Source organism: Nakamurella sp. PAMC28650 (assembly GCF_014303395.1).
Lineage (GTDB): Bacteria > Actinomycetota > Actinomycetes > Mycobacteriales > Nakamurellaceae > Nakamurella.
Genome location: NZ_CP060298.1, coordinates 5,089,603 through 5,112,754, shown reverse-complemented (window position 1 = coordinate 5,112,754; position 23,152 = coordinate 5,089,603). Strand labels below are relative to the sequence as shown.

Sequence of the window (23,152 nt, the reverse complement as noted above, 5' to 3'; positions counted from 1 at the left end):
CTCCTGGTGCGGCGGCGGTTCCGATGTGGTCCGACCACACTAGAATACTGTGGTCGGACCACACAAGACCGGGTGCAGGGGAGTCGTCGATGTCCGCTCGTGCCGGGGCTACCCGCAGCTACCAGAGCGTGCTGCTGCGGATCGAGGCCGATCTGGCCGCCGGGCGGCTGGAGATCGGTGGTCGGCTGCCGGGGGAGCGCGTGCTCGCCGAGCGGTACGGCGTCTCGCGACCCAGTGTCCGGGAGGCGATCAGGGTACTGGAGGCGATGGGTCTGATCAGAACGGCGTCCGGCTCGGGCCCGGAGGCCGGCGCCGTCCTGATCTCCGACCCGGCTGCCCCGATCGGTGCTGCGCTGCGGTGGCATCTGGCCAGCCGTCATCTGCCGGTCAGCGACATCGTCGCCACGCGTGTGCTCATCGAGTCCTGGGCGCTGCGGGAGGCCGCCACCCGCGCCGCCGCCGACGACGTGGACCTGGCCGCCGCGCGCGCACTGCTGCTCGGGATGGACCGGCCGGGTCTCACGGCCACGCAGTTCCTGGCCCTGGACACCAGATTCCACGTCGAACTGGCCAGGCTGGCCGGCAATGCCGTCATCGAGGCGATCATGGCGGCGATGCGGGAGGGCATCGAGGGCTACGTCACGAAGGCGGTGGCCGGTTTCGCCGACTGGCCGGTCATGATGACTCTGCTCCGCCTCCAGCACGCGGGCATGCTGGAGGCGGTGGATGCCGGCCGACCTGACGTCGCCGCCGTGCTGGTGACCGCCCACATCGAAGGGTTCTACCGAGCGACGGGAGTGGGCTGAGTGGGAAGGCATGGTGTCGGCGGCGAGTTCGAGACCTCCCGTCGGGTGGCGGCGATCGACTGCGGGACGAACTCGATCCGTCTGCTGGTCGCCGATCTGGCGCGGGTGGACGGGGTGGTGAAGCTGACCGACGTCCATCGCGAGATGCGGGTCGTCCGACTGGGCGAGGGCGTGGACGCCACCGGCCGGTTGTCCACGGCGGCCATCGACCGCACCTGGAGTGCGTTGGCCGACTACACGGCGATCCTGCGGACCTGTGGTGCGGTGCAGGTGCGGATGGCAGCGACCTCGGCCACCAGGGACGCGGCGAACCGTTCCGACTTCGTGGCGATGGTGGTCTCGACGCTCGGTCAGGAGCCCGAGGTGATCACCGGGGTCGAGGAGGCGGAACTATCGTTCCGCGGGGCGGTCGGAGATCTCGATCCGGGCACCGGACCCTTCCTGGTGGTGGACATCGGTGGTGGGTCCACCGAGATGGTCGTCGGGTCCGTGGTCGGCGGTGGGATCCGGGTCGAGGGCCGGCAGAGCCTGGACATCGGCTGCGTCCGGATCACCGAGCGACTGCTGCACGGCGATCCCCCGACGGCGGCCGAGCGGTTCGAGGCGTTCGAGTGGGCCAGGACCGTGCTGGCCCAGGGGCTGGCTGCTCTTCCGCTGAGGTCCGTGCGGCGACTGGTGCCGGTCTCGGGCACGGCCACCACGGTCGCCGCGGCGGCACTGCGCCTGCCCACCTACGACCCCGCACGGATCCACCTGTCGAAGATCGGCTTCCGCCGCGTGCACGAGGTGACCGACATGCTGCTGGGTGCCACCCGCGCGCACCGTGCCGCCCTGGGCTACATGCATCCGGGACGGGTCGACGTGATCGGCGGCGGCGCGCTCGTCCTCTCGACGTTGCTCTCGCAGTTCGCGCAGCGGGTGGGACGGGAATTCGTCCAGGAGATCACGGTCTCGGAGCACGACATCCTGGACGGGCTCGCGCTGTCGCTCGGCTAGTGGAATCCCGGCGCGACCTGCAGGAATCCTGGCCGACGAGCTCGGAATGCGCCCATCCGACGCTACCGGCAATGGATCTTGTGTCAACGACGAAAAGGTGCTGACGCCTAGGTAGTTCGCATTGCGCAATTTACCTGCTCACCCGTCGTTTCATGATCAATTCCTCGGCGGTTCTGGGTGCATTCAAAAGTTTGTTGGTCCTCGATTGCAACTTCTCTATCTCGTTCAGGTAACGTACCCGAAGCGGTCCGGCCGGCCGCTTGATGGCACGAGGTATGACCAGGGGGTCTGACCTGCGAAAGCTGACCTGAGAGAGAGCCGACTTGATGCACACGAATGAACAGCCGACCGCCGAGCTGAGAACCGAGAAACGGGCCCGAATTCGGGCCCGTTTGCGTCGCAACCGCGCGGTTGCCGGATCCATCTCGGTGCTGTTGGCCATCGGAGCGGTGGTGATGACCTTCGGGTCGGCAAGCGCACTGCCATCGGCCGGTGACTGGCAGAAACTGCGAAATTGCGAATCAAGCGGCAACTATGCGACCAATACCGGTAACGGTTATTACGGTGCGTATCAATTCGATCTCGGAACGTGGCAAAGTGTCGGCGGTTCCGGCCTGCCGAGCGACGCCAGCCCGGCCACCCAGGACGCGCTCGCCTATCGGCTCTGGCAGCAACGCGGCTGGAGCCCGTGGACCTGCGCCGCGATCGTCGGCCTGCCGGCCGGCGGATCCGGTGGTCCGGCTCCCGTGCCGGTCAGGGCTGCGCTCGCGAGAGCGGTGCCCAAGCCGGTGGCCATCGACCAGGTCGGCGGCGTCGACCGGCCCTACTACGACGCGCGCAGCGGCCGCCTGGTCGTCAGTGGCTGGGCCGCCGACCAGAACTCGTCCGGGCACCAGAGCCGCGTGGCGATCTCCATCAACGGCCGGACCACGAACGTCACGACGGGCGTCGTCCGCCCGGAGGTCAACCGGATCAGAAAACTGACCGGCCGACACGGCTTCTCCTTCGCCTCGCCGGCGCAGGCCGGTTCCTACCGGGTCTGCGTGTCCGTGCTGCCGCTGGGAGGGACGCGCACCGTCGCACTGGGCTGCTCCAGGGTGCAGGCGCCCGCCGTCGTGTTCGGGGACGACCTCGTCTACCAGTCGTTCGGCCGGGTGGTGGTCGCGGCCTGGGCCTTCGACAACGCCATGCCCAACCATTCCGTGAACGTCGTCACCACCATCAACGGCGTGCGGCACGATGCGACCGCCGATCGCGCCTCCGGAACCGTGAACCGCATGCTCGGCATCTCGGGACGGCATGGGTTGCGCGAGGTCTACGGACTGCGCACCGGGCGCAACACGGTCTGCGTGCAGGCCCAGGGAGTCAGTGGGAACCGCGTGAAGTCGTTGGGCTGCAAAGTCTTCAACGTCGCGCTTCCCGTCGGGGGCGTGAGTCCGGTGACCGTCTCGGGGCGGACCGCGAAGCTCTCCGGGTTCGGCTACGACCCGAATGCATCGAGCGTCACGACGAGCATGCGTCTGGTTCTCAACCGGAGCGTCCACGTGGTGCCCGCCTCCCTGCCGGGTCATGAGTTCACCGCGGCCATGATCCTGAAGAAGGGCGCCAACCAACTGTGCGTCTACGCGATGGGAACCGTCGGGGTCGCCAGCAGACTGCTGACCTGCCGCACGGTCACCAGCTGAGGCCTTCCGTAGTGTGCCTTCCGTGGTGTGACGGTCCGCCCCGCGCTGTCGGGGGTCGGGGCGGACCGCTTCCGGTCGGGAGCCCTAGTCTGGGGGGCGAATGGTCGCGCCCGGCCCCCGTAGCCCAATCGGCAGAGGCAACCGACTTAAAATCGGTTCAGTGCGGGTTCGAGTCCCGCCGGGGGCACGCCCCTTGCGGCCCCGGGCCCACTACCCCTTGCGGCCCCGGCGCCCACTGCCCCTTGCGGCCCCGGCGCCCACTGCCGTCGGGGGAACTTCGGCCGGTCGCGGGTCGTTGACAGACTGACTGCACCGCGGCGTCGGCCGGTCGGCCGACGATGCGTCTGGATGATGCCTGCACCACCGGGGCATGATGCACCAGTGCAGGAATTTTTCTGTCGTCGAAGGAGCCAGTCGTGCAGAGCAGCAATCCCGCATTCCGCAGTTTGAGACAGCCGCCGGGCGCTCAGCAGCAGGGCGCCCCCAGCGCCGCCTACCTCAACCAGATGTACGCCCGGCCTTCCGTCGGTGCGCCACCGAGGGAGCGGTTCCTGACCCTGGACGACGTGGTCGCCAAGACGGCGACCGTGCTCGGTGTCGGCATCGTCTCGGCCGTCCTGGCGATGGCGTTGCACCTGACCTGGTCTCTTGCCCTCCCGGCGATGATCGTCGGCCTGGTTCTGTCGCTGGTCGTCATCTTCAAGCAGTCGACGAATCCGGCCCTGATCCTGTCCTACTCGGTGGCCGAGGGGGTGGCTCTCGGCGCGATCACCGGGATCTTCGAATCCATTCCGAAGTACGCGGGCATCGGCCTGCAGGCGCTGGTCGGAACCCTGGGCGTGTTCGCCGGCATGCTCGTCGTCTACAAGACCGGCGCCATCCGGGTCACCCCCAAATTCACCAAGATGCTGATCGGCGCGATGATCGGCGTCCTCGTGCTGGTGGTCTTCAACCTGATCGCCGGTGCGTTCGGGGTCGATACCCATCTCCGCAGCGGGGGCACCCTGTCGATCATCATCTCGCTGGTGATCATCGTGATCGCGGCATTGAGCTTCCTGCTCGACTTCGACCAGATCGACCGCGCCATCAAGGTCGGCGCACCGGCCAGCTACGCCTGGTACGCAGCCTTCGGTCTGATGGTGACGATGGTCTGGCTGTACCTCGAAATCCTGCGCCTGCTCGGGAATCTCCGGAACAACTAGCGCCGGAGCAGACCGTCACAGCCCGAGTCGGTCCCACACGGTGAACGCACCAGTGCCGGGCCCGCAGTCCGCCGATCTACTTCGCCGGGTGCGGGCCTGGAACGTCTCCGCCTGGCGGCACGCGGATCGGATCGCGCAGACCAGGTCGGCGCTGCAACGGCTCGCGGACCTGGCCGGCGCCCATGACGGCCTCTCCCGTCCGGCTGTGCCGGATGCCGGTGTGCATGCGCTCGCCGATCAACTCCACGTGCTCGTCGACGACGCGCTCGGATCCGGGGCCCCCGCCGGTGAGGTGGAGGACATCCTGGCCGACCTGGCCACCGCACTGGGCGGTGCGCAGAACCGGTCGAGGGGTCACTCCGGTCGATGAACAGCAGCCGGATCCGACCGGCTCTCCTGGCCGATCCTGACCACCTCCTCCGTTCGCTCGTCGGCAGCATCGGCGCTGGGCCTCGGGTCGAGACCGATAGCCTGATACTGGGACACGACGTGGTCGGTACGGCTGCGCATTCCCGTGGAAGAGGGCGCCTCCGGTGGCGTCGACAAGGAGACTTCTCGTGCGTTATGCCCAGTCAGTGATCGATCTGGTCGGCGGCACCCCGCTGGTCAAACTCAATTCCCTGACGGTCGGGCTCCGGCCGCTCGTGCTGGCCAAGGTCGAGTACGTCAATCCCGGAGGTTCGGTCAAGGACCGGATCGCGGTGAAGATGATCACCGAGGCCGAGCAGTCCGGAGCGCTGAAGCCGGGGGGCACCATCGTCGAGCCGACCAGTGGGAACACCGGGGTCGGGCTCGCCCTCGTCGCTCAGCAGCGCGGCTACCACTGCATCTTCGTGTGCCCGGACAAGGTCAGCGAGGACAAGCGGAACGTGTTGCGCGCCTACGGCGCTGAAGTGGTCGTCTGCCCGACTGCCGTCGCGCCGGAGGATCCGGACAGCTACTACTCGGTGTCCGACCGGCTCGTCCGGGAGACGCCGAACGCCTGGAAGCCCGATCAGTACTCGAACCCGGCCAACCCGGCCAGCCACTACGAGTCGACCGGCCCCGAGATCTGGGCCGACACCGACGGCCGGGTCACCCACTTCGTCACCGGGGTGGGCACCGGCGGCACCATTTCCGGCACCGGTCGGTACCTGAAGGACGTCTCGGGCGGTGCGGTGAAGGTGATCGGCGCCGACCCGGAGGGTTCGGTCTACTCCGGTGGGACCGGCCGGCCGTACCTCGTCGAGGGTGTGGGGGAGGACTTCTGGCCCACCGCCTACGACGCGAGCGTCACCGACGAGATCATCGCGGTGTCCGACGCGGACTCGTTCGCCACCACCCGCCGGCTCGCCCGCGAGGAGGGCCTGCTGGTCGGCGGCTCCTGCGGGATGGCGGTGGCGGCGGCGTTGCGGGTGGCCGAGAAGCTCACCGAGGACGACGTCGTGGTGGTCCTGCTGCCGGACGGCGGACGCGGGTACCTGTCCAAGATCTTCAACGACGGCTGGATGGCGTCGTACGGTTTCCTGTCCCAGGACGGGCACACCACGGTCGGAGATGTGCTGCGGCTCAAGAGCGGTCAGCTCCCGTCCATGGTCCACACGCATCCGAACGAGACGGTCCGCGACGCGGTGGAGATCATGCACGAGTACGGCGTCTCGCAGATGCCGGTGGTCTCGGCGGAACCTCCGGTGATGGCCGGTGAAGTCGTCGGGTCGGTCTCCGAACGCGCGCTGCTCGAGGACCTGTTCACCGGCCGGGCCACCCTGTCCGACGCCGTCTCGGCCCACATGGCCAAGCCGCTGCCGCTGGTCGGTTCCGGCGAGGAGATCCCTGCGGTGCGGTCCGCTCTTGAGCTGTCCGACGCCGTCATGGTGGTCGACGACGGGAAGCCGGCCGGCGTCCTGACCCGCGCCGACCTGCTCAACTTCCTGGCGGGTTGACGGCCTGCCGGCCCTCAGGCGTCCGGTCCGTCAGGCGTCTGGGCCGTCAGGCGGCGGTCCGTCAGGCGCTCGGTCCGTCAGGCGCTCAGCGCAGTGGTGAAGTAGTCGACGGGGCTGGTGGTCGGGCGACCGATGAGGCGGCTGAGATCGCCTGACCCGGCGGCCAGCTCGCCGCGGCTGTTGGCCTGGGCGATGTCGGTCAGCATGTCGACGACGGCGGCCGGGAGACCGGCCGACGCGAGCGCGCCGGCGTACCTTACAGCGCCGAGATCCTGGTAGCCGACGGTGGTGCCGGAGGCCTGACTGATGGCGGCGGCGTAGTCGGTCATCGTCAGGGCCTGGTCACCGCCCAACTCGTAGACCTCGTTGCCGTGTCCGGAACCCAGGAGCACCGCTGCGGCTGCGGCCGCGAAGTCCGCCCTGGTTGCGAACGAGACCTTGCCCTGGCCCGAAGCGCCGATCAGGACACCCCGCGCCACGGTGTCCGCGACATCGCCGAAGGACGTCTCGTAGTACCAGCCGTTGCGCAGGAAGGTGTAGGTCAGACCCGAGGCGGCGATGGCCTCCTCGGTCGCCTTGTGCTCGCGGGCGAGGGCCACGCCGGAGGTGTCCGCCCGCAGGATGCTGGTGTAGGCCAGGCGTTCGACGCCGAGCGCCACCGCGGCGGCGGTGACGTTCTGGTGCTGCTGGATCCGCGAACCGACCTCGCTCCCGGAGATCAGCAGCACCTTGTCTGCGCCGTCCAGGGCCGGGGTCAGGGTCTCCGGCCGGTCGTAGTCGGCCTCCCGGACGATCACCCCCCGATCGGCGAGATCTGCTGCCCGGCCGGCAGTGCGGACCATTGCGACGATGTCGGCCGCCGGCACTCCGGCGGCGAGCAGGTCGGTGACGACCAGACGGCCGAGGTTGCCGGTGGCTCCGGTGATCGCGATCATGGTGTGCTCCCTGGTGGGGTCGATGGCCTGGTGTCGCGCTTTCGCTGACTCTGGCACTAACTTTTCGGAAGTGCTACTTATTCCGATAGTGATGCTCTGCACGATCGCCACCCCCAGCCGTCCTCGGCGGGGTAATTTGCAGGGGTGGTCACCTCCGCGTCGGTAGCGAACGAGACGGGCGACGTCCCGCAGGCGATGGTCGCCGACATCTTCGCGCGCGACTGCTCGTCGCGGTCGGTGGTCGAGGCCGTCGCGGGGAAGTGGGGCACGCTGGTGATGCTGGCACTGGGCGAGGAGCCGCGCCGGTTCAACGCCCTGCGCCGGCGGGTGGACGGCGTCAGCGAGAAGATGCTCTCGCAGACCCTGCAGACGTTGGAGCGCGACGGCATGGTGATCCGGGACGTCCAGAAGGAGATACCGCCCCGGGTCGAGTACAGCCTGACCGTTCTGGGCGGACAGGTCGCTGCCCGGTTGCGCTCCCTGGTCGGCCTGGTCGAGGACGAGATCGGCGCGGTCACCGCCGCCCGTCTCCGGTACGACGCCAGGTGAGGGGTGCCGTCCTGCGCCTGGGGGCGGGCCTCCCGGCCGCCGGTGGCCGATGCGGGAACCACTAATCTGATCGCATGACGCTCCCCACCGATGACGGTTTCGCCACCCGCGCCATCCATGTCGGGCAGGAGCCGGATCCGACCACCGGTGCGGTGGTGGTGCCGATCTACCAGACCTCCACCTTCGCCCAGGACGTGGTCGGTCAGACCCGGGCCGGCTACGACTACAGCCGGGCCGGCAACCCGACGAGGACGGCGCTGGAAACGGCGCTGGCCAGCCTCGAGCGCGGACGTCATGCCAGTGCCTTCGCCTCCGGGATGGCCGCGGCCGATGCGGCGATCAGGGCCCTCCTGCGGCCGGGTGACCACCTCATCATCCCGGACGACGCCTACGGAGGCTCGTTCCGCCTGATCGACAAGATCGGTGTGCCATGGGGTCTGACCTACTCTGCCGTCCCGCTGGCCGACCTGGACGCCGTGCGTGCGGCCGTGCGGCCCACCACCAGGATGATCTGGTGCGAGACCCCGACCAACCCGCTGCTGGGCATCGCCGACATCTACGAGCTGGCCGAGATCGCGCGTGAGGCGAACGCGAAACTGCTGGTGGACAACACCTTCGCCTCGCCGTATCTGCAACAGCCGCTCGCGCTCGGGGCGGACATCGTGCTGCACTCGACGACGAAGTACATCGGGGGCCACTCCGACGTCATCGGTGGCGCACTGATCACCGCGAACGACGAACTGGGCGAGGCGTTCAGCTTCCACGCGAAGTCGATGGGGGCGATCGCCGGGCCGTTCGACTCGTGGCTCACCCTGCGCGGCCTCAAGACGCTCGCCATCCGGATGGAACAACACTGCGACAACGCCGAGAAGATCGTCGAGTTGCTGGAGTCCCACCGCCGTGTCGGAAGGGTCTACTACCCGGGGCTGGACAGTCATCCCGGCCACGACGTGGCGGCCGGCCAGATGCACCGCTACGGCGGGATGGTGTCGTTCCGGGTGGTCGGCGGGCGCGAGGAGGCCGTCAAGATCTGTTCCAGGACACGGCTTTTCACCCTGGCGGAGTCGCTCGGCGGGATCGAGTCGCTGATCGAGCACCCCGCGCTGATGACGCACGCGAGCGTCACCGGATCCTCCCTGGAGGTGCCGGACGACCTGATCCGGCTCTCGGTGGGGATCGAGGACATCGAGGACCTGACGGCTGACCTGTCCGATGCGTTGGACTGACCTGACGGGCGCCGGCCGCCGGAGTCGCGGGGCGGCTCCCGCCGCCCGGGTCGGAGGGAAACGAAGCGGAGGGCGGGGGCGGTGCGCAAGAATCCCGGTGTGCCGAACAATCACCTGACCCCCCTGGACGAACGAGGGCCCGCGCCGGATGCCGGTACCGGATGGGACCGGCGGAGGACGCTGGACCTGGGTCGCTGCGCTCTGGCCATCGACGTCGGCGGCACCAAGTTCGCGGCCGGCATCGTCACCGAACTGGGCGAGATCGTCTCTGCGAGAAGGATTGCCAATCCGCAGGGTGATGATGCCGAAGAGCTGTACTCGGCCCTGGTCGAGGTGATCGACTCGGTCCTGCACGCGGTCGGGGTCGAACCGGACGAGCGTTCGGCGCTCCCGGGGATCGGGATCGCTACGGCCGCGCCGCTGGACCGCGACGCCGGTACCGTGTCGCCGGTCAACATCCCGGCCTGGCGGGGGTTCCCGCTGCGGGACCGCCTGGTGGAGCGGTACGGGCTCGAGGTGCGGATGTTCGGTGACGCGGTCGCGGTGGCGGTGGGTGAGCACTGGCGAGGAGCGGCGCAGGGCAGACGGAATGTCCTGGGCATGGTGGTCTCCACCGGCATCGGCGGTGGCGTGATCATCGACGGCCGGGTGGTGCCCGGCACCACCGGCAATGCCGGCCACATCGGACACATCAGCGTGGACCCTTTCGGGCCGACCTGCGTCTGCGGGGGGATCGGCTGTCTGGAGGCCATCGCCAGCGGTACGAACATCGCGGCCTGGGCCCGGGCGCACGGCAGCGAGGCCACGGATGCCGCCTCCCTGGCCGAGGCGGCGCGGCGCGGCGAGCCGATCGCCCTGGCGACCTTCCGCCGCGCCGGCGAGGCCATCGGTCTGGCCGTGGCCGGAGCGGTCACCCTGCTGGATCTCGACGTCGTCGTCATCGGCGGCGGGGTGGCGGCGGCCGGTTCCGTGCTCTTCGATCCGATCGCCGACGGCTACGCCAAGTACGCGGGTCTGGGCTACGCCTCCTCGCCCAGGGTGGTCCCGGCGCTGCTCGGTGGTGACGCGGGCCTGATCGGGGCGGCCGCCGTCGTGCTGCAGGCCGACTCCTACTGGCCGCACGCCGGCTGAGCTCCGGGCTCGGCACTACCTGACGGCGATCGGCCGGTGGCAGGATGCGGTGATGACCCAGAACCTCGTGCCCCTCGACCTCGCCGAACTGATCGGCGTCGAGGAGATCGAAGCGGCTGCCGAGTTGCTCCAGGGCGTCATCCGCTACACGCCGATGGAGTCGTCCCGGCCGCTGAACCTGATGGTGGGTGGCCCGGTGTACCTCAAGTGCGAGAACCTCCAGCGCACCGGCTCGTTCAAGATTCGTGGTGCCTACACCAGGATCTCGAGGCTCAGCGACGCCGAGCGCGCCAATGGGGTGGTGGCGGCGAGCGCGGGCAACCACGCGCAGGGGGTGGCGCTGGCGGCCGCGCTGCTGGGGTGCGAGGCGACCGTCTTCATGCCGGTGGGGGCCTCGATCGCCAAGTTGACCGCCACCCGCGCCTACGGGGCGACGGTCCATCTGCACGGCGAGACGCTCGACGAGTCGCTGATCGAGGCGCGAGCGTTCGCGGCGCGGACCGGTGCGGTGTTGGTCCATCCGTTCGACCACCCGGACATCATCCGCGGACAGGGCACGGTCGGCCTCGAGATCCTCGACCAGGTACCGGATGTCGCGACCATCGTCGTATCCGCGGGTGGCGGCGGTCTACTGAGCGGGATCGCCGCCGCGGTGAAGGCCAGGCGCCCGGACGTCAAGATCGTCGGTGTGCAGGCCGAGCAGGCCGCGGCCTGGCCGGGGTCGCTGGCCGCCGGCCGCCCGGTCCGGCTGTTGAAGATGTCCACGCTGGCCGACGGCATTGCGGTGGGCGAACCGACGGCGCTGACGTACTCGCACGTCAGCGGCCTGGTCGATGATCTGGTGACGGTGTCGGAGGACCAGTTGTCCCGGGCCATGTTGCTGTGCCTGGAACGGGCGAAGCTGGTGGTCGAGCCGGCCGGTGCGGCCTCCGTCGCGGCGATCATGGCTCACCCCGAGATGTTCGCGCCGCCGGTCGTCGCGGTGCTGTCCGGTGGCAACATCGATCCTCTGGTGCTGCTGCACGTCACCCAGCACGGTCTGGTCGCGGCCGGCCGATTCCTCTCCCTGCGGATCGAGATCTCCGATCGGCCCGGGTCGCTGGCGCGGCTGCTCGCGTTGGTCGGCGAACTCGGTGCGTCCGTGGTGGACGTCGAGCAGTCACGGCTCGGCAGCACCCTGGCCCTCGGTGACGTCCAGGTCGACCTGCGCCTGGAGACACGGGGGCCCGAGCACCGGGACGAACTGCTGCAATGTCTGGAGGCCGCCGCCTACCACGTGATCGACCACCGGTAGCAACTCCCGCATCCCCCCGGACAGCAGGAAGGGCCGCACCCGATCGGGTGCGGCCCTTCCTGCCTGCGGGCCGGAGATCAGCCGCCGTAGGGCTTCGCTTCGACGATGCGGACCTTCTGGGTCTTGCCGTTGGGCAACAGGTATTCGCGGGATTCGCCCTTGGAGGCTCCGTGGATGGCTGCGCCCAACGGCGACTGCGGCGAGTAGACCTGCAGCGTGCCGTGCATGCCTTCCTCACGGGAGCCCAGCAGGAAGGTCTCCTGGTCGCTCTCGTCACCGTCGTATGCGACCGTCACCACCATGCCTGGTTCGACGGTGCCGTCGTCCGCGGGCCGGACGCCGACCTGCGCCTCCCTGAGCAGCTCCTGGAGCTTGCGGATCCGGTCCTCCATCTTGGCCTGTTCGTCGCGGGCCGCGTGGTAACCGCCGTTCTCCTTGAGGTCGCCCTCCTCACGACGGGCGTTGATCTCCGCGGCGATGACCGGTCGCTGCAGTACCAACTCGTCGAGCTCGTGCTTGAGACGATCGTGCGCCTCCTGGGTCAGCCAGGTTGCGACAGTTCCGGTCATGTCAACTCCTTGATATGTGTACGAAAGGGCCGGGCAGGCAGAGCAGGGGATGCACGCGTCATGAGGTGTCGAAGCGTCGAGCGGACTGCAGTGTCGAGCGGACTGCAGTGTCGAGCGGACAACGGGTACAGCCAGACCGATCCCCACTAGAAATGTGTCTTGCACAGGAGCCGCGCCCGAGGTGCGTGAGCCTCGGGTGCGTGGGCGCAGACCGGGGGACGACGCCGTACCCGAAATTGCAGGACGAGCTCACTACCGACGCGCGGTACAGACGCTCGGTACAAACGCTCGGTACAAATAAAACACCAGACGACCCTGCGGGGTCGTCTGAATGGTCGCAAGTTTAACACGCAGGGACGACAGGACACCCTAATCGGCACAGTCGCCCTGGTCGCGACCCTGTCTCCACCTCGTGCTCCGGCGCGGTCGGGTGGGGTTGGCCACCACGGCCCGATGCGCACGGCGAAGTTCGCCTCCACGGCGTGACGCACCTCATCGTCATGGACGTGACCTGCAAAGATGCGCCGGCGGCTCGGACCACGGCCGTCGGCGGGGGACAATGGGTCGACAGGGTGGTGACACGCCCGGCTGGAAGGGAACGAAGCACAGTGAGCGAACGAAGCACAGTGGGCGAAGGGCTGACGGATGCCCGGGACCCGATGGCGACCGATGCGGCGCGCGACCGGTCGGTGGCTGCGGCCGGTGCGGCGCTGCGCCTGATGGCGGTGCACGCCCATCCGGACGACGAGTCGAGCAAGGGGGCGGCCAGCCTGGCCAAGTACGCGCACGACGGCGTCGGGGTGTTGGTCGTCTCGTGCACCGGTGGCGAGCGCGGCGACGTGCTGAATCCCAAGTTCGCCGACATGGACATCGACATCCCCGCGCTGCGGGTCGCCGAGATGGCCAGGGCGGCCGAGATTCTCGGTGTCGCGCACGCCTGGCTCGGCTTCACCGACTCCGGATATCACGAAGGAGCACCGGAGACCTGGACGCTGCCGGAGGACTCCTTCGGTGCGTTGGACCCGGCGATCGAGATCGAGGCCCTCGTCCGTCTGGTCCGCGCGTTCCGTCCGCACGTGATGACGACGTACGACGAGAACGGCGGGTACCCGCATCCCGACCACATCCGCTGCCACGTCGTCTCGATCGCGGCGTTCGAGGCGGCCGGTGACCCGGACGCCTATCCCGGGACCGGCGACCCCTGGCAGCCGCTAAAGCTCTACTACAACGTCGGCTTCTCCAAGCAGCGGATGCTCGCGATCAACGACGCCGTCAGGGAACGGACCGGCGAAGGCCCGTTCGACGACTGGATCAAGCGCTTCTCGGAGAACCCGCGTCCCGATCCGGGCGTCCGGGTCACCACCAAGATCGCCGCGGCCGACTTCTTCCCCCAGCGGGATGCCGCCCTCAAGGCTCACGAGACGCAGATCGATCCGAACGCCCACTGGTTCGCCGTCCCGCACGACATCGAGGCCTCCGTCTGGGCGACCGACGACTACGAACTGGCCCGGTCGCTGGTGGACACCGAGATGCCCGAGACCGATCTGTTCGCCGGCATCCGTGAGCGGGTCGTCTCGTGAACGTCCTGACGAGTACCGCGGCGTCCGTCCAGGGCTATCTGGCCACCGGCGGGAACAGCCCGAGCGACGTGGACCCGACCACCGGCAAAGGTCCGGAATGGGGCGAGGCCGCCCCGATCGGTCTGCTCGTCATCGTGCTGCTCTGCGTGGCGGTCTACTTCCTCGTCAAGTCGATGAACCGCAACCTCAAGAAGGTGCCGAAATCCTTTGCGACCGTCGGGGCTCCGGTCACCGTCGGGGCGTCGGCGTCGGCGATGCACGACGGCTCGTTGGGTCGGGCCGCGGCAGGTGGTGGCGCTGGTGATGTCGGTGCTGATGCTGGCGCAGGTGGCGCAGGTGGCGCGGGTGTGGCCGGGGATGGTGTGGCCGGCTCAGGTGCGGCCGGGACTGGTGCGGCCGGGACTGGTACGGCCGGGGATGACAGGCCAGAGCCTGGTCCGACGCCGCCCGCGTCCCCCCGCTAGGGCGTCGATCGGGTGACTGGGACCCGTCTGGCCGGTGCCACCTCGACCTACCTGCGGCAGCATGCGACGCAGCCGGTCGACTGGTGGCAGTGGGGGCCGGAGGCCTTCGCGGAGGCCGTGCGGCGGAACGTGCCGGTGTTGCTCTCGATCGGTTACGCGTCGTGTCACTGGTGTCACGTGATGGCTCGCGAGTCGTTCTCCGACCCGGTGGTGGCCGAACAGATCAACCGTGACTTCGTGGCCATCAAGGTCGATCGGGAGGAGCGGCCGGACGTCGACGCCGTCTACATGACGGCCACCCAGGCCCTGACCGGCTCCGGTGGATGGCCGATGACGTGTTTCCTGACCCCCGAACGCACGCCGTTCCACGCCGGCACCTACTACCCGCCGATGCCGTCGCATCAGCTTCCCTCGTTCCGCCAGGTGCTGACGGCGTTCAGCGCCGCCTGGCGCGAGGACAACTCGAGGGTGGTGGAGGCGGCCGCCGCGATCAGGGAGTCGCTGGCCGAGGTCAGCCTGGCCAACGCGGTCGCGACGGGGGAGTCCTCGACAGCCGCGCCCCTGGACGGCGACGAACTGGCCCTGGCCGCGGGTTCGTTGGCGGGTCAGATCGACCGCGTCAACGGAGGGTTTCCCGGTGCGCCGAAGTTCCCGCCGGCGATGGTCTGCGAGTTCCTGCTCCGGCACTACGAGCGGACCGGGGACGAGAGCTCGCTCGCCGCTGCCGGGCTGACTCTGGAGCGAATGGCCCGTGGTGGCATCTACGACCAGCTCGGTGGCGGATTCTCCCGCTACAGCGTCGACTCACGTTGGCTCGTACCACATTTTGAGAAAATGCTGGACGACAACGGGCTTCTGCTGGCGGTCTACTCCCACCACGCGCGGCTGACCGGCTCCATGCTGTCGACCCGGGTGGTCGCGCAGACGGCAGATTTTCTGATCCGTTCGCTGCGGACCGCCTCGGGCGCGTTCGCGGCCTCGCTGGACGCCGACACCGGCGGGGTCGAAGGAGCCACCTACCTCTGGGATCGCGGCCAACTGCAGGACGTTCTCGGCGAGGACGACGCCCGGCGCGCAGCCACCGTCTTCGGGTTGGATCTGGATGATCACGATGCGGCGCTGGCCGGTGCCGTGCTACGTCTGCAGTCCGACCCAGGGGATCCGGCCTGGTACGAGCGGGTGAGCCGGGAACTGCTCACGGCCAGGGCGCAGCGACCCCAACCGGGCCGGGACGACCTCGTAGTGCTGCGCAGCAACGGCCTGGCGATCAGGGCGCTGGCCGAGGCCGGTGCGGCCGCCGGTCGTCCCGATTGGATCGAGCGTGCCGCGGAGGCCGCCCGGTACCTGTTGGACGTGCACCTGGTCGACGGCCGTTGGCGCCGGTCCTCCCGCGACTTCGTGGCCGGTCCGGGGGCAGCTGTCCTGGTCGACCACGCCGATCTGGCCGCCGGTCTGCTCGCGCTGCACCAGGCCGACTCCGATCCGGTGTGGCTCGAGGCCGCGATCTCGGTGCTCGACGTCGTGCTGGCGCACTTCGGTGCCCCGGACGGCGGCTTCAACGACACCGCCGACGACGCCGAACAGCTGTTCCTGCGACCGCGGGATCCCGGCGACGGCGCTGCGCCGTCCGGTGCGTCCTCCGTCGTGGACGCTCTGCTGACCGCAGGATCGTTGGTCGGATCCGGTGAGTACCTCCGCGCCGCCGAGAAGGCCATGGGAACGGTGTCCACCCTGCTGATGCGGGTGCCCCGCTCGGCCGGTTGGCACCTGGCCGGGGCCGAGGCGCTCGCTTCCGGGCCGCTCCAGATCGCGATTTCCGGCCCGGCCGGTCCCGAGCGCGATGCGCTCGCTGCCGTGGCTCGTCGTCATGCGCCCGGCGGTGCGGTCGTGGTGGTCGGTGAACCGGGCTCCGCGCCCCTGCTCGACGGCCGGCCACCGGTGGACGGGCTACCGGCGGCCTACGTGTGTCGCGGTTTCGTCTGCGACCGCCCGGTGACCGGTCCCGCCGATCTCCGGACGCTCCTCACCTCCCGCTGATCTGCCCCCGCCGGCGGCCTGGCTGGGGCGGCCGGGTCCCGCGCTGATCAACTTCGCTTGCGCTGATCAACTTCGCCTTTGTGGGACGGGTGGGACGCGAGTCAACGAGTTGGTCAGCGCGGCCCCTTCTGCTGGTCGGGCGGCCGGGTCCCGCGCTGATCAACTTCGCTTGCGCTGATCAACTTCGCCGTTGTGGGACGGGTGGGACGCGAGTCAACGAGTTGATCAGCGCGGCCCCTTCTGCTGGTCGGGCGGCCGGGCCCTGCGCTGATCAACTTCGCCGGCGCTGATCAACTTCGCCGTTGTGGGGCGGGTGGGACGCGAGTCAACGAGTTCATCAGCGCGGCCCTCCTGACTCGGCCCGACCCCGGGAACAAACCCCCTTCTGTCATAGTTGTAAGCAGTGTAACGTTGTAATCAACAACGACCTAGAGAGAAGAGAACATCATGAACACACATTCACACCATGTTCGGGGCCCCTTCGGCAGTCACGGCGCGCCCGCGTTCGGTCCGGAGTTCGAGGGTGGCGGCGAGGGTGAAGGCCCGCGCGGACGCGGCGGCAAAGGCGGTCGCGGACGCGGCGAAGGTTTCGGCGGTGGAGGCGGTTTCGGCCCATATGGACGCCCGTTCGGCCCTCGGGGTCGAGGTCGTGGGGGAGCCCCAGAGGCTCCTGACGCCTCCGACGCCGGCGGCTGGTTCGCCGGCCGACTGCCCAGCGACTGGTTCACCGGGGCGCCGGCCCTCACGGTGGATCGCGACGAAATCCTGATCGTCGGGGAGCTTCCACCCCTCGAGACGTCGACCGAGAAGCAGGACGCGGCCGCGACCGCAGCCGCCGAAGCGGGACGCATCGCCAGGTTCCGCGAGGACACCCGCGAGGCCCGAATCGAGATCGCCCGTCAGGGGCAGTTCCGGTACGGACGGGAGATCTCCTGGGGCGCCAGGCTGGGGACATCCGAGGAACTGTTCACGACGGCCTCCGTTCCGGTCATGACGCGGTTGCGTCAGAGCGAGCGTCAGGTGCTCGACACGTTGGTCGATTCCGGCGTGGCGCGCTCGCGTTCGGACGCGCTGGTCTGGGCGATCCGCCTGGTCGGCGATCACGCCGACGAGTGGCTGGGCGATCTCCGCTCGGCAATGGAAGAGGTCAATCGGCTCCGTTCCAAGGGCCCTGACCTCGGCTGAATCCGCCCGCACGACGAAGCGGCGGTCTCGGGAGCATCTGTTCCCCGGGCCGCCGCTTTTCCATGTCCGGAAGGGCTGCATGGATCAAGTTGGACGATTTGGGATTGGAGTGACAGGAGTCATCACTTTCGCCCATGCCTGCGAAGTTGATCCACGCCGACAGGGGGGTCAGCCGGAGTAGAGGACGAGGAAGATCGCCACGTAGTGGCACAGGGCCGCGAGGGTGACGGCGGCGTGAAACACCTCGTGGTACCCGAAGGTCCCGGGCCAGGGGTTGGGCCGGCGGATCGCGTAGAAGACCGCGCCGACCGTGTAGAGCAAACCGCCGGTGATGATCAGGACGATCACCGCGACGCCGCCGTTGTGCAGCAGCTGGGGCATGGCGAAGACGGCGACCCAGCCGAGCGCGACGTAGAACGGCACGCCGAGCCAACGGGGAGAGTTGGGGAACAGCATCTTCAGTGCGACGCCCCCGACGGCCCCGATCCAGACGATCGCCAGCAGGACCGTGCCCTTGGTGCCCGGCACGGCCAGCACCGCCAGCGGCGTGTAGGTGCCGGCGATGAAGACGAAGATCATCGAGTGGTCCGCGCGTTTCATCCAGGTACGGGCACGCGGCGAGATCCAGGTGTGGCGGTGGTAGGTCGCGCTGATGCCGAACAGCCCGACGATGGTGATCGCGTAGATCGTGCAGGAGATCGCTGCCGAGGTACCGACCGTGGTCGCCGCCATCACGACCAGGACCACCCCCAGCAGGCCACCGGCCATGGCCGAGTACCAGTGGATCCAACCGCGGGCCCGTGGCCTGCCGGTCGGCGGTCGGTGGACGGTGGCAGAGCTCATGCCCCCATTTTCCGCCAAGGGGACGGGTTTTGGAAAGCCGACACAGGTGATCCCCACGACGCCCGCCCCTCGGGGACGCAGTGCCGCCGGTGCAGCGCACGATCCCGCCGGGACGGCACAGTAAGGTCGGCACACGTGAGGCTTCCGTCGCTGCTCTACCAGGTCTACGAGCGAAGGCTGATCCACAACCTGACGGGCGCCACGATCCCGCACCACGTCGGCGTGATCATCGACGGGAACCGGCGGTGGGCCCGCAAGGAGGGGATGGCCAACCCGAACGACGGTCATCGCGCGGGTGCTGCGCACATCTCGAACCTGCTCGAATGGTGTCAGACCAGCGGGATCGGCATGGTCACCCTCTGGCTGTTGTCCACCGACAACCTGCGCCGCGCGGACGAGGAGCTCCAGCCGCTGCTGAGCATCATCACCGAGGTCGTCGACGATCTGGCCGCGCCGGACCAGCCGTGGAAACTGCGCATCGTCGGAGCGATGGAAGTGTTGCCGCAGTGGATGGTCACACGGCTCACCGCCGCCGAGATGCGCACCGCCGACCGCACCGGGGTCGAGGTCAACATCGCCGTCGGGTACGGCGGCCGACAGGAGATCGCAGATGCGGTGAAGTCGCTGCTGCAGACCGGTGCCGACGCCGGGCTGTCGGTCAGCGAGGTGATCGCCAGGCTGGACGTCGACGCGATCAGCGACCATCTCTACACCTCCGGTCAGCCCGACCCGGATCTGGTGATCCGCACGTCCGGTGAGCAACGTCTGTCCGGGTTCCTGCTGTGGCAGAGCGCCCACTCCGAATACTGGTTCTACGAGGCCGACTGGCCCGACTTCCGCCGGGTCGACTTCCTGCGCGCCTTGCGCGACTACGCCGCCCGGCACCGCCGGTTCGGCGAGTAGACCAGCCGGTTCGGCGAGTGGACCAGCCGGTTCGGCGAGTGGACCAGCCGGTTCGGCGAGTGGACCCGCCGGTTCGGCGAGTGGACCCGCCGGTTCGAGTGGTCGGAGCGGCAGTCAGGGCGAGTGGCCCCGGCTCGGTGAGCGGACCGCCGGTGGAATGGTCACCGACGAGCAGAAACGGAGATCGAGATGGACGTCGTCACCGAATACCTCAAGCTGGGCCTGCGATTCGATCGCGTCGTCGACGGATTCGTCGACGCCTACATCGGGGATCCGGCACTCAGGGAGCAGGTCGCCGACGAGCCGGCACCCGATCCGGCGCAGTTGTCGCGCCACGCGGCGACCCTGTCGCAGCAGGTGGCCGACGCCGACCTGACGCCGGCCCGGATGGATTTCATCACCGCGCACCTGGACGCCCTGGCCGTCGCCGGACGGCGGCTGGCGGGCGAGCCGATGTCCATCATCGAGGAGGTGCACTCCTACTTCCAGGTCGAGATCGCCGAGGTCGACACCGACGTCTACCGACAGGCGCATGCCGAGATCGCCGGGTTGCTGGACGGGGCGGGGGTGCCGGCGAACGGGACACTCGCCGAACGACTGGCCGTCGTCCGCGAGCGCGAGCTGTGTCCGCCGGAGCTGGTGGAGCCCGCGGTGCGGGCCGTCGCGGCCGCGCTGCGGGAGCTAGTGGTCGGCCCGACCGGACTACCGGAGGCGGAGACCATCGAGTTCGCGATCGAACGTGACGTGGCGTGGAGCGGCTTCAACTACTACCTAGGGGCCTACTCCTCGCGCGTGGCGGTCAACGCCGATGTCGGGCACCGGATGAGCCAGTTCCCGGTGCTGGTGGCCCACGAGTGCTACCCAGGTCACCACACCGAGCACTGCCGGAAGGAGAAACTGCTGGTCCGGGAGGGTGGGCAGGTCGAGCAGACGATCTTCCTGGTCAACACCCCGCAGTGTCTGATGGCCGAGGGTCTCGGTGATCTCGCGCTGTCGGCCGTCATCGGGCCCGGTTGGGCATCGTGGGCCCGGCAGGTACTCGACGGGATCGGCCCCCAGATCGAACCGGAGCTCGCCGAAGCCCTCGAGGTGGCGTCCCGCCCGTTGAACACGGTGCGCCAGAACGCTGCCATCATGCTGCACGACCGCGGTGCGGACGCCGACGAGGTCGCCACCTACCTGCAGACCTGGATGCTGGCCGACGAGCGGCGAGCACGGCAGACGTTGCGCTTCCTGTCCGACCCGCTGTGGCGTGCCTACACGTCGACCTACGTGGAGGGGGAGCGGCTGCTGCGGCCGTGGCTGGAGGCCAGGCCCGACACGCAATCGGCACTGGACAGGTTCCGTCGACTGCTGGACGAACCGCTCACGCCGGCGGCCGTCCAGGCCGAGATGCACGCCGGCCTGAACGCCGAGAACCGACCCGGTGCGCGCGACGCGTTGGACGACGGATCGGCACCCGGCGGTTAAACTCGGCCCCGTACCGAGCGGGCCACCATGCCGGCAGGGTCCCCAGGACAAGGAGCTCGAACCCTCGATGGCCAGTCGTGACCACTTCGCCGGCAGACCTGATCGCGAGATCGCGTGACGATGCCCGTCCGGGACGACGAGGATCCCAGCGCTGCCCGCTCAGGGGACGGGTCGTCAGGGACCGGGGCGCCGATGGCCGGGTCGTCGGGTAGATCGAGGTCCACGGTGATCCGGGTGGTCTTCCTGCTGGCCGTCGTTGCGTTCGCGGCCTGGGCGATCGTCAAGGAACGGCACTCGCTCGCGCAGGCCTGGGACAAGGTCGAACTGCTGCCGGTGCTGGTGGCCCTGCTGCTCAGCATCGTCGGTGCGTTCTCCGGGTTCCCCCAGTGGCGGGTGTTGCTGGCCGGTCTCGGCTCCGACATCCGGATGCGCCCGGCGTCCAAGATCTTCTTCATCGGGCAGCTCGGCAAGTACATCCCGGGCGGCGTCTGGAACATCGTCGCGCAGGCCACGATGGCCAGGGAGCTCAAGGTTCCGCGGGCCCGCACCGGCGCCGCCGGCCTGCTGGCCATCGTCGTCGCACTCCCGGTGGTGGGCGCGATGGCGGCGGTGACCCTGGCCATCTCCGGACGAGAGGTGCTCGGCGCCTACTGGTGGACCCTGCTGCTGGTGGTGCCGCTGCTCGCCTTCCTGCAGCCCGACGTGCTGGTCCGGCTGGCCGCATTCGCCGCGAGGATCACCCGTCGCAGCATCCCGCTGGAGCGGGTCCCGGGCCGCAACATCGCCGAGGCGACCGCCTGGACCGCGTTCGGCCAGATCATCTCGGGGCTGTCCCTGATGTTCCTCGTCGCCATGTTCACCGGCAGCTACCCCTCCCCGTTGCTCTGCATCGGGATCTACAGCCTCGGATTGCTGGCAGGCATGCTGGTGGTGCTCGCACCGGCCGGTGCCGGTGCACGGGAAGCCGTCATCGCGCTGGGCCTCTCGCCCTACATGGAACACGGGGCGGCCCTGCTGGTCGCGTTGCTGGCCCGCGTCCTGACGATCGGCGCAGACGCCACCCTGGCCGGGGCCGCCGCGCTGGTGGGGCAACGCGCCCCGAGCGCCCCCGGGGGAGTCGGCGCGGCGAGTGCAGGCGAGCGCGGATGACGCGGCCGATCTCCCGGGTGTTGTTCGTGACGCGGAAGTTCCCGCCCTCCGTCGGCGGGATGGAGACGCTGGCCTCCGACGTCTGGCAGGTGGTCGAGCAGCGTTGGCCCGGTTCGCGGCTGCTCGCCCACGGCGGCCCGATCTGGCGGTCCGCCTTCTGGGGTCCGGCCGCACTGTTCAGCACGGCCCGTCAGCTGCGCGCGGGCACGGTCGACGCGATCGTCGCCGGCGACGCCGTGATGGCCAGTGCCTTGCGAGCCGTGCTGTGGGTGCGGCGGGTGCCGACCATCGCCTTCGTCATGGGCCGCGACCTGACCTGGGACAAGCCCGGTTACCGCGCGTTGGTGCGGTGGGGTCTCAAGCGGTGGGATCTGATCGCCGCCATCAGCACCGCCACCGGCGCGGTGGCCGCCGAGCTGACCTCCGATCCGGCCAAGGTCGAGGTGATCAGGCTGGGGGTCGCACTCCCGTCGACGGTTCCGGATGCCGCGACCGCCCGGACGGCACTCGTGCGGCGCTGGGGCCTGGCGGAGTCCGACCTGATCCTCGTGACGTTGGGTCGGGTGGTGAAGCGCAAGGGCGCGGCCTGGTTCGCCGGGCAGGTTCTCCCGTTGCTGCCCGACGCCCGTTACGTGGTGGCCGGTGTCGGACCGGACGTCGAGGCGGTGTCCGCGGCGGCCGCCGCCGCGGGCGTGTCCGATCGCCTGGTGCTGACCGGCGCGGTGACCGAGGCCGAGCGCGAGGACCTGATGGCCGGGTGCGACGTCTTCGTCCAGCCGAACATCTCCGTGCCGGGCGACATGGAGGGGTTCGGTCTGGTGGTGGTCGAGGCCGCACTCCGCGGGGCCGTGGTGCTGGCGGCCGAACTCGAGGGTCTGCGCGACGCCGTCGAGGACGGCCGGACCGGTGTGCTGCTGCCCTCCGCAGCACCGGGCGCATGGGCCGAACGGATCGCCGGCCTCGGCGGGATCGAGGAACGGCGCGCGCTCGGCGCCGGTTTCAGCTCTGCGGCCAGGGAGCTCTATGGTCAGGAGCAGATGGGGCGACGGCTGGCCGAGATGTTCCGCACCGCGGCCACGAAGGCGGATCACCGGTGATCCCGGTTCGCCCGGCTGCCTCCGTCAATGGTGGCGCGGCCACTGCGGTCGCCCGGTGAGAGGGAGCGGCCACTTCGGCCACCCGGTGAAATGGAGCGGCCAACGCGGC

At 69.3% G+C, this 23,152-nt stretch carries 19 protein-coding genes, 1 tRNA gene and 2 pseudogenes; 19 read left to right on the top strand and 3 right to left on the bottom strand.

Annotated features, from left to right (window positions below):
• The first annotated feature begins 89 nt into the window (after nucleotides 1-89).
• The 7 genes from H7F38_RS23180 to H7F38_RS23150 all read left to right on the top strand — a co-directional run bounded on the left by H7F38_RS23180 (nucleotide 90) and on the right by H7F38_RS23150 (nucleotide 6,611).
• Complete coding sequence (locus tag H7F38_RS23180; protein WP_187091960.1) at nucleotides 90-806, top strand: FadR/GntR family transcriptional regulator; 717 nt, start codon at nucleotides 90-92, stop codon at nucleotides 804-806.
• Nucleotides 807-1,802: a Ppx/GppA phosphatase family protein gene (locus H7F38_RS23175; RefSeq protein ID WP_187091959.1), complete on the top strand. Its 996-nt coding sequence runs from the start codon at nucleotides 807-809 to the stop codon at nucleotides 1,800-1,802.
• Between the two features lie 326 nt (nucleotides 1,803-2,128).
• Nucleotides 2,129-3,487 (top strand): transglycosylase family protein, encoded by a 1,359-nt coding sequence (locus tag H7F38_RS23170; RefSeq protein WP_187091958.1) that lies wholly within the window; start codon nucleotides 2,129-2,131, stop codon nucleotides 3,485-3,487.
• 113 nt (nucleotides 3,488-3,600) lie between these two features.
• Nucleotides 3,601-3,674, top strand: a tRNA-Leu gene (locus H7F38_RS23165).
• Between the two features lie 229 nt (nucleotides 3,675-3,903).
• Entirely contained in the window at nucleotides 3,904-4,689 is a 786-nt protein-coding gene (locus H7F38_RS23160) for a Bax inhibitor-1/YccA family protein (protein ID WP_255498143.1), read from the top strand.
• A gap of 40 nt (nucleotides 4,690-4,729) precedes the next feature.
• Nucleotides 4,730-5,059 carry a hypothetical protein gene (locus H7F38_RS23155; RefSeq protein WP_187091957.1) on the top strand — a complete coding sequence of 110 codons (330 nt, stop codon included), beginning with the start codon at nucleotides 4,730-4,732 and terminating at the stop codon, nucleotides 5,057-5,059.
• Between the two features lie 187 nt (nucleotides 5,060-5,246).
• A complete protein-coding gene (locus H7F38_RS23150; protein WP_187091956.1) occupies nucleotides 5,247-6,611 on the top strand; it encodes a cystathionine beta-synthase in 1,365 nt (454 codons plus the stop codon).
• 77 nt (nucleotides 6,612-6,688) lie between these two features.
• Here the strand turns inward: H7F38_RS23150 and H7F38_RS23145 are convergent, their stop codons facing one another.
• Nucleotides 6,689-7,546 (bottom strand): SDR family oxidoreductase, encoded by an 858-nt coding sequence (locus tag H7F38_RS23145; RefSeq protein ID WP_187091955.1) that lies wholly within the window; start codon nucleotides 7,544-7,546, stop codon nucleotides 6,689-6,691.
• Nucleotides 7,547-7,741: 195 nt separating this feature from the next.
• Here H7F38_RS23145 and H7F38_RS23140 point away from each other — a divergent pair, with 195 nt between their 5' ends.
• From H7F38_RS23140 to ilvA, 4 genes are all read left to right on the top strand, one after another.
• Nucleotides 7,742-8,095 carry a helix-turn-helix domain-containing protein gene (locus H7F38_RS23140; RefSeq protein WP_187094933.1) on the top strand — a complete coding sequence of 118 codons (354 nt, stop codon included), beginning with the start codon at nucleotides 7,742-7,744 and terminating at the stop codon, nucleotides 8,093-8,095.
• Nucleotides 8,096-8,169: 74 nt separating this feature from the next.
• Nucleotides 8,170-9,321 carry a cystathionine gamma-synthase gene (locus H7F38_RS23135; protein WP_187091954.1) on the top strand — a complete coding sequence of 384 codons (1,152 nt, stop codon included), beginning with the start codon at nucleotides 8,170-8,172 and terminating at the stop codon, nucleotides 9,319-9,321.
• 81 nt (nucleotides 9,322-9,402) lie between these two features.
• Entirely contained in the window at nucleotides 9,403-10,452 is a 1,050-nt protein-coding gene (locus H7F38_RS23130; RefSeq protein WP_222618280.1) for an ROK family protein, read from the top strand.
• 52 nt (nucleotides 10,453-10,504) lie between these two features.
• A complete protein-coding gene (gene ilvA, locus H7F38_RS23125) occupies nucleotides 10,505-11,746 on the top strand; it encodes a threonine ammonia-lyase (protein ID WP_187091953.1) in 1,242 nt (413 codons plus the stop codon).
• 77 nt (nucleotides 11,747-11,823) lie between these two features.
• Here the strand turns inward: ilvA and greA are convergent, their stop codons facing one another.
• Nucleotides 11,824-12,315: a transcription elongation factor GreA gene (gene greA / locus H7F38_RS23120; RefSeq protein WP_187091952.1), complete on the bottom strand. Its 492-nt coding sequence runs from the start codon at nucleotides 12,313-12,315 to the stop codon at nucleotides 11,824-11,826.
• A 608-nt stretch (nucleotides 12,316-12,923) separates the two neighbouring features.
• On the opposite strand from greA, the gene mca reads away from it, so the two are divergent.
• The 4 genes and pseudogenes from mca to H7F38_RS23100 all read left to right on the top strand — a co-directional run.
• A complete protein-coding gene (mca, locus tag H7F38_RS23115) occupies nucleotides 12,924-13,895 on the top strand; it encodes a mycothiol conjugate amidase Mca (protein WP_255498142.1) in 972 nt (323 codons plus the stop codon).
• 38 nt (nucleotides 13,896-13,933) lie between these two features.
• A pseudogene (locus tag H7F38_RS26805) lies at nucleotides 13,934-14,104 on the top strand (hypothetical protein); the annotation flags it as partial.
• Between the two features lie 267 nt (nucleotides 14,105-14,371).
• Nucleotides 14,372-16,396, top strand: coding sequence for a thioredoxin domain-containing protein (locus H7F38_RS23105; protein WP_187091951.1), 2,025 nt, complete (start codon nucleotides 14,372-14,374; stop codon nucleotides 16,394-16,396).
• A gap of 636 nt (nucleotides 16,397-17,032) precedes the next feature.
• Nucleotides 17,033-17,581 (top strand): annotated as a pseudogene (locus H7F38_RS23100) (hypothetical protein); the annotation flags it as partial.
• Nucleotides 17,582-17,749: 168 nt separating this feature from the next.
• Here the strand turns inward: H7F38_RS23100 and H7F38_RS23095 are convergent.
• Nucleotides 17,750-18,424, bottom strand: coding sequence for a hemolysin III family protein (locus H7F38_RS23095; protein ID WP_187091950.1), 675 nt, complete (start codon nucleotides 18,422-18,424; stop codon nucleotides 17,750-17,752).
• A 135-nt stretch (nucleotides 18,425-18,559) separates the two neighbouring features.
• Between H7F38_RS23095 and H7F38_RS23090 the strand changes: the two genes are divergently transcribed.
• From H7F38_RS23090 to H7F38_RS23075, 4 genes are all read left to right on the top strand, one after another.
• Nucleotides 18,560-19,327 carry an isoprenyl transferase gene (locus H7F38_RS23090; protein WP_187091949.1) on the top strand — a complete coding sequence of 256 codons (768 nt, stop codon included), beginning with the start codon at nucleotides 18,560-18,562 and terminating at the stop codon, nucleotides 19,325-19,327.
• Nucleotides 19,328-19,516: 189 nt separating this feature from the next.
• Nucleotides 19,517-20,797 carry a DUF885 domain-containing protein gene (locus tag H7F38_RS23085; protein ID WP_222618278.1) on the top strand — a complete coding sequence of 427 codons (1,281 nt, stop codon included), beginning with the start codon at nucleotides 19,517-19,519 and terminating at the stop codon, nucleotides 20,795-20,797.
• Between the two features lie 120 nt (nucleotides 20,798-20,917).
• Nucleotides 20,918-21,946, top strand: a complete 1,029-nt coding sequence (locus H7F38_RS23080) for a lysylphosphatidylglycerol synthase domain-containing protein (protein WP_255498450.1) — start codon at nucleotides 20,918-20,920, stop codon at nucleotides 21,944-21,946.
• A complete protein-coding gene (locus H7F38_RS23075; RefSeq protein ID WP_187091947.1) occupies nucleotides 21,943-23,043 on the top strand; it encodes a glycosyltransferase family 4 protein in 1,101 nt (366 codons plus the stop codon). The genes H7F38_RS23080 and H7F38_RS23075 overlap by 4 nt, the downstream gene beginning before the upstream one ends.
• The last annotated feature ends 109 nt before the right edge of the window (nucleotides 23,044-23,152 follow it).

Coding starts and splice junctions, on each gene's coding strand:
- H7F38_RS23180 (WP_187091960.1), top strand. CDS start 90: ATGTCCGCTCGTGCCGGGGCTACCCGCAGCTACCAGAGCGTGCTGCTG.
- H7F38_RS23170 (WP_187091958.1), top strand. CDS start 2,129: ATGCACACGAATGAACAGCCGACCGCCGAGCTGAGAACCGAGAAACGG.
- H7F38_RS23145 (WP_187091955.1), bottom strand. CDS start 7,546: ATGATCGCGATCACCGGAGCCACCGGCAACCTCGGCCGTCTGGTCGTC.
- H7F38_RS23140 (WP_187094933.1), top strand. CDS start 7,742: ATGGTCGCCGACATCTTCGCGCGCGACTGCTCGTCGCGGTCGGTGGTC.
- H7F38_RS23135 (WP_187091954.1), top strand. CDS start 8,170: ATGACGCTCCCCACCGATGACGGTTTCGCCACCCGCGCCATCCATGTC.
- ilvA (WP_187091953.1), top strand. CDS start 10,505: ATGACCCAGAACCTCGTGCCCCTCGACCTCGCCGAACTGATCGGCGTC.
- greA (WP_187091952.1), bottom strand. CDS start 12,315: ATGACCGGAACTGTCGCAACCTGGCTGACCCAGGAGGCGCACGATCGT.
- H7F38_RS23095 (WP_187091950.1), bottom strand. CDS start 18,424: ATGAGCTCTGCCACCGTCCACCGACCGCCGACCGGCAGGCCACGGGCC.
- H7F38_RS23085 (WP_222618278.1), top strand. CDS start 19,517: ATGGACGTCGTCACCGAATACCTCAAGCTGGGCCTGCGATTCGATCGC.
- H7F38_RS23080 (WP_255498450.1), top strand. CDS start 20,918: ATGCCCGTCCGGGACGACGAGGATCCCAGCGCTGCCCGCTCAGGGGAC.
- H7F38_RS23075 (WP_187091947.1), top strand. CDS start 21,943: ATGACGCGGCCGATCTCCCGGGTGTTGTTCGTGACGCGGAAGTTCCCG.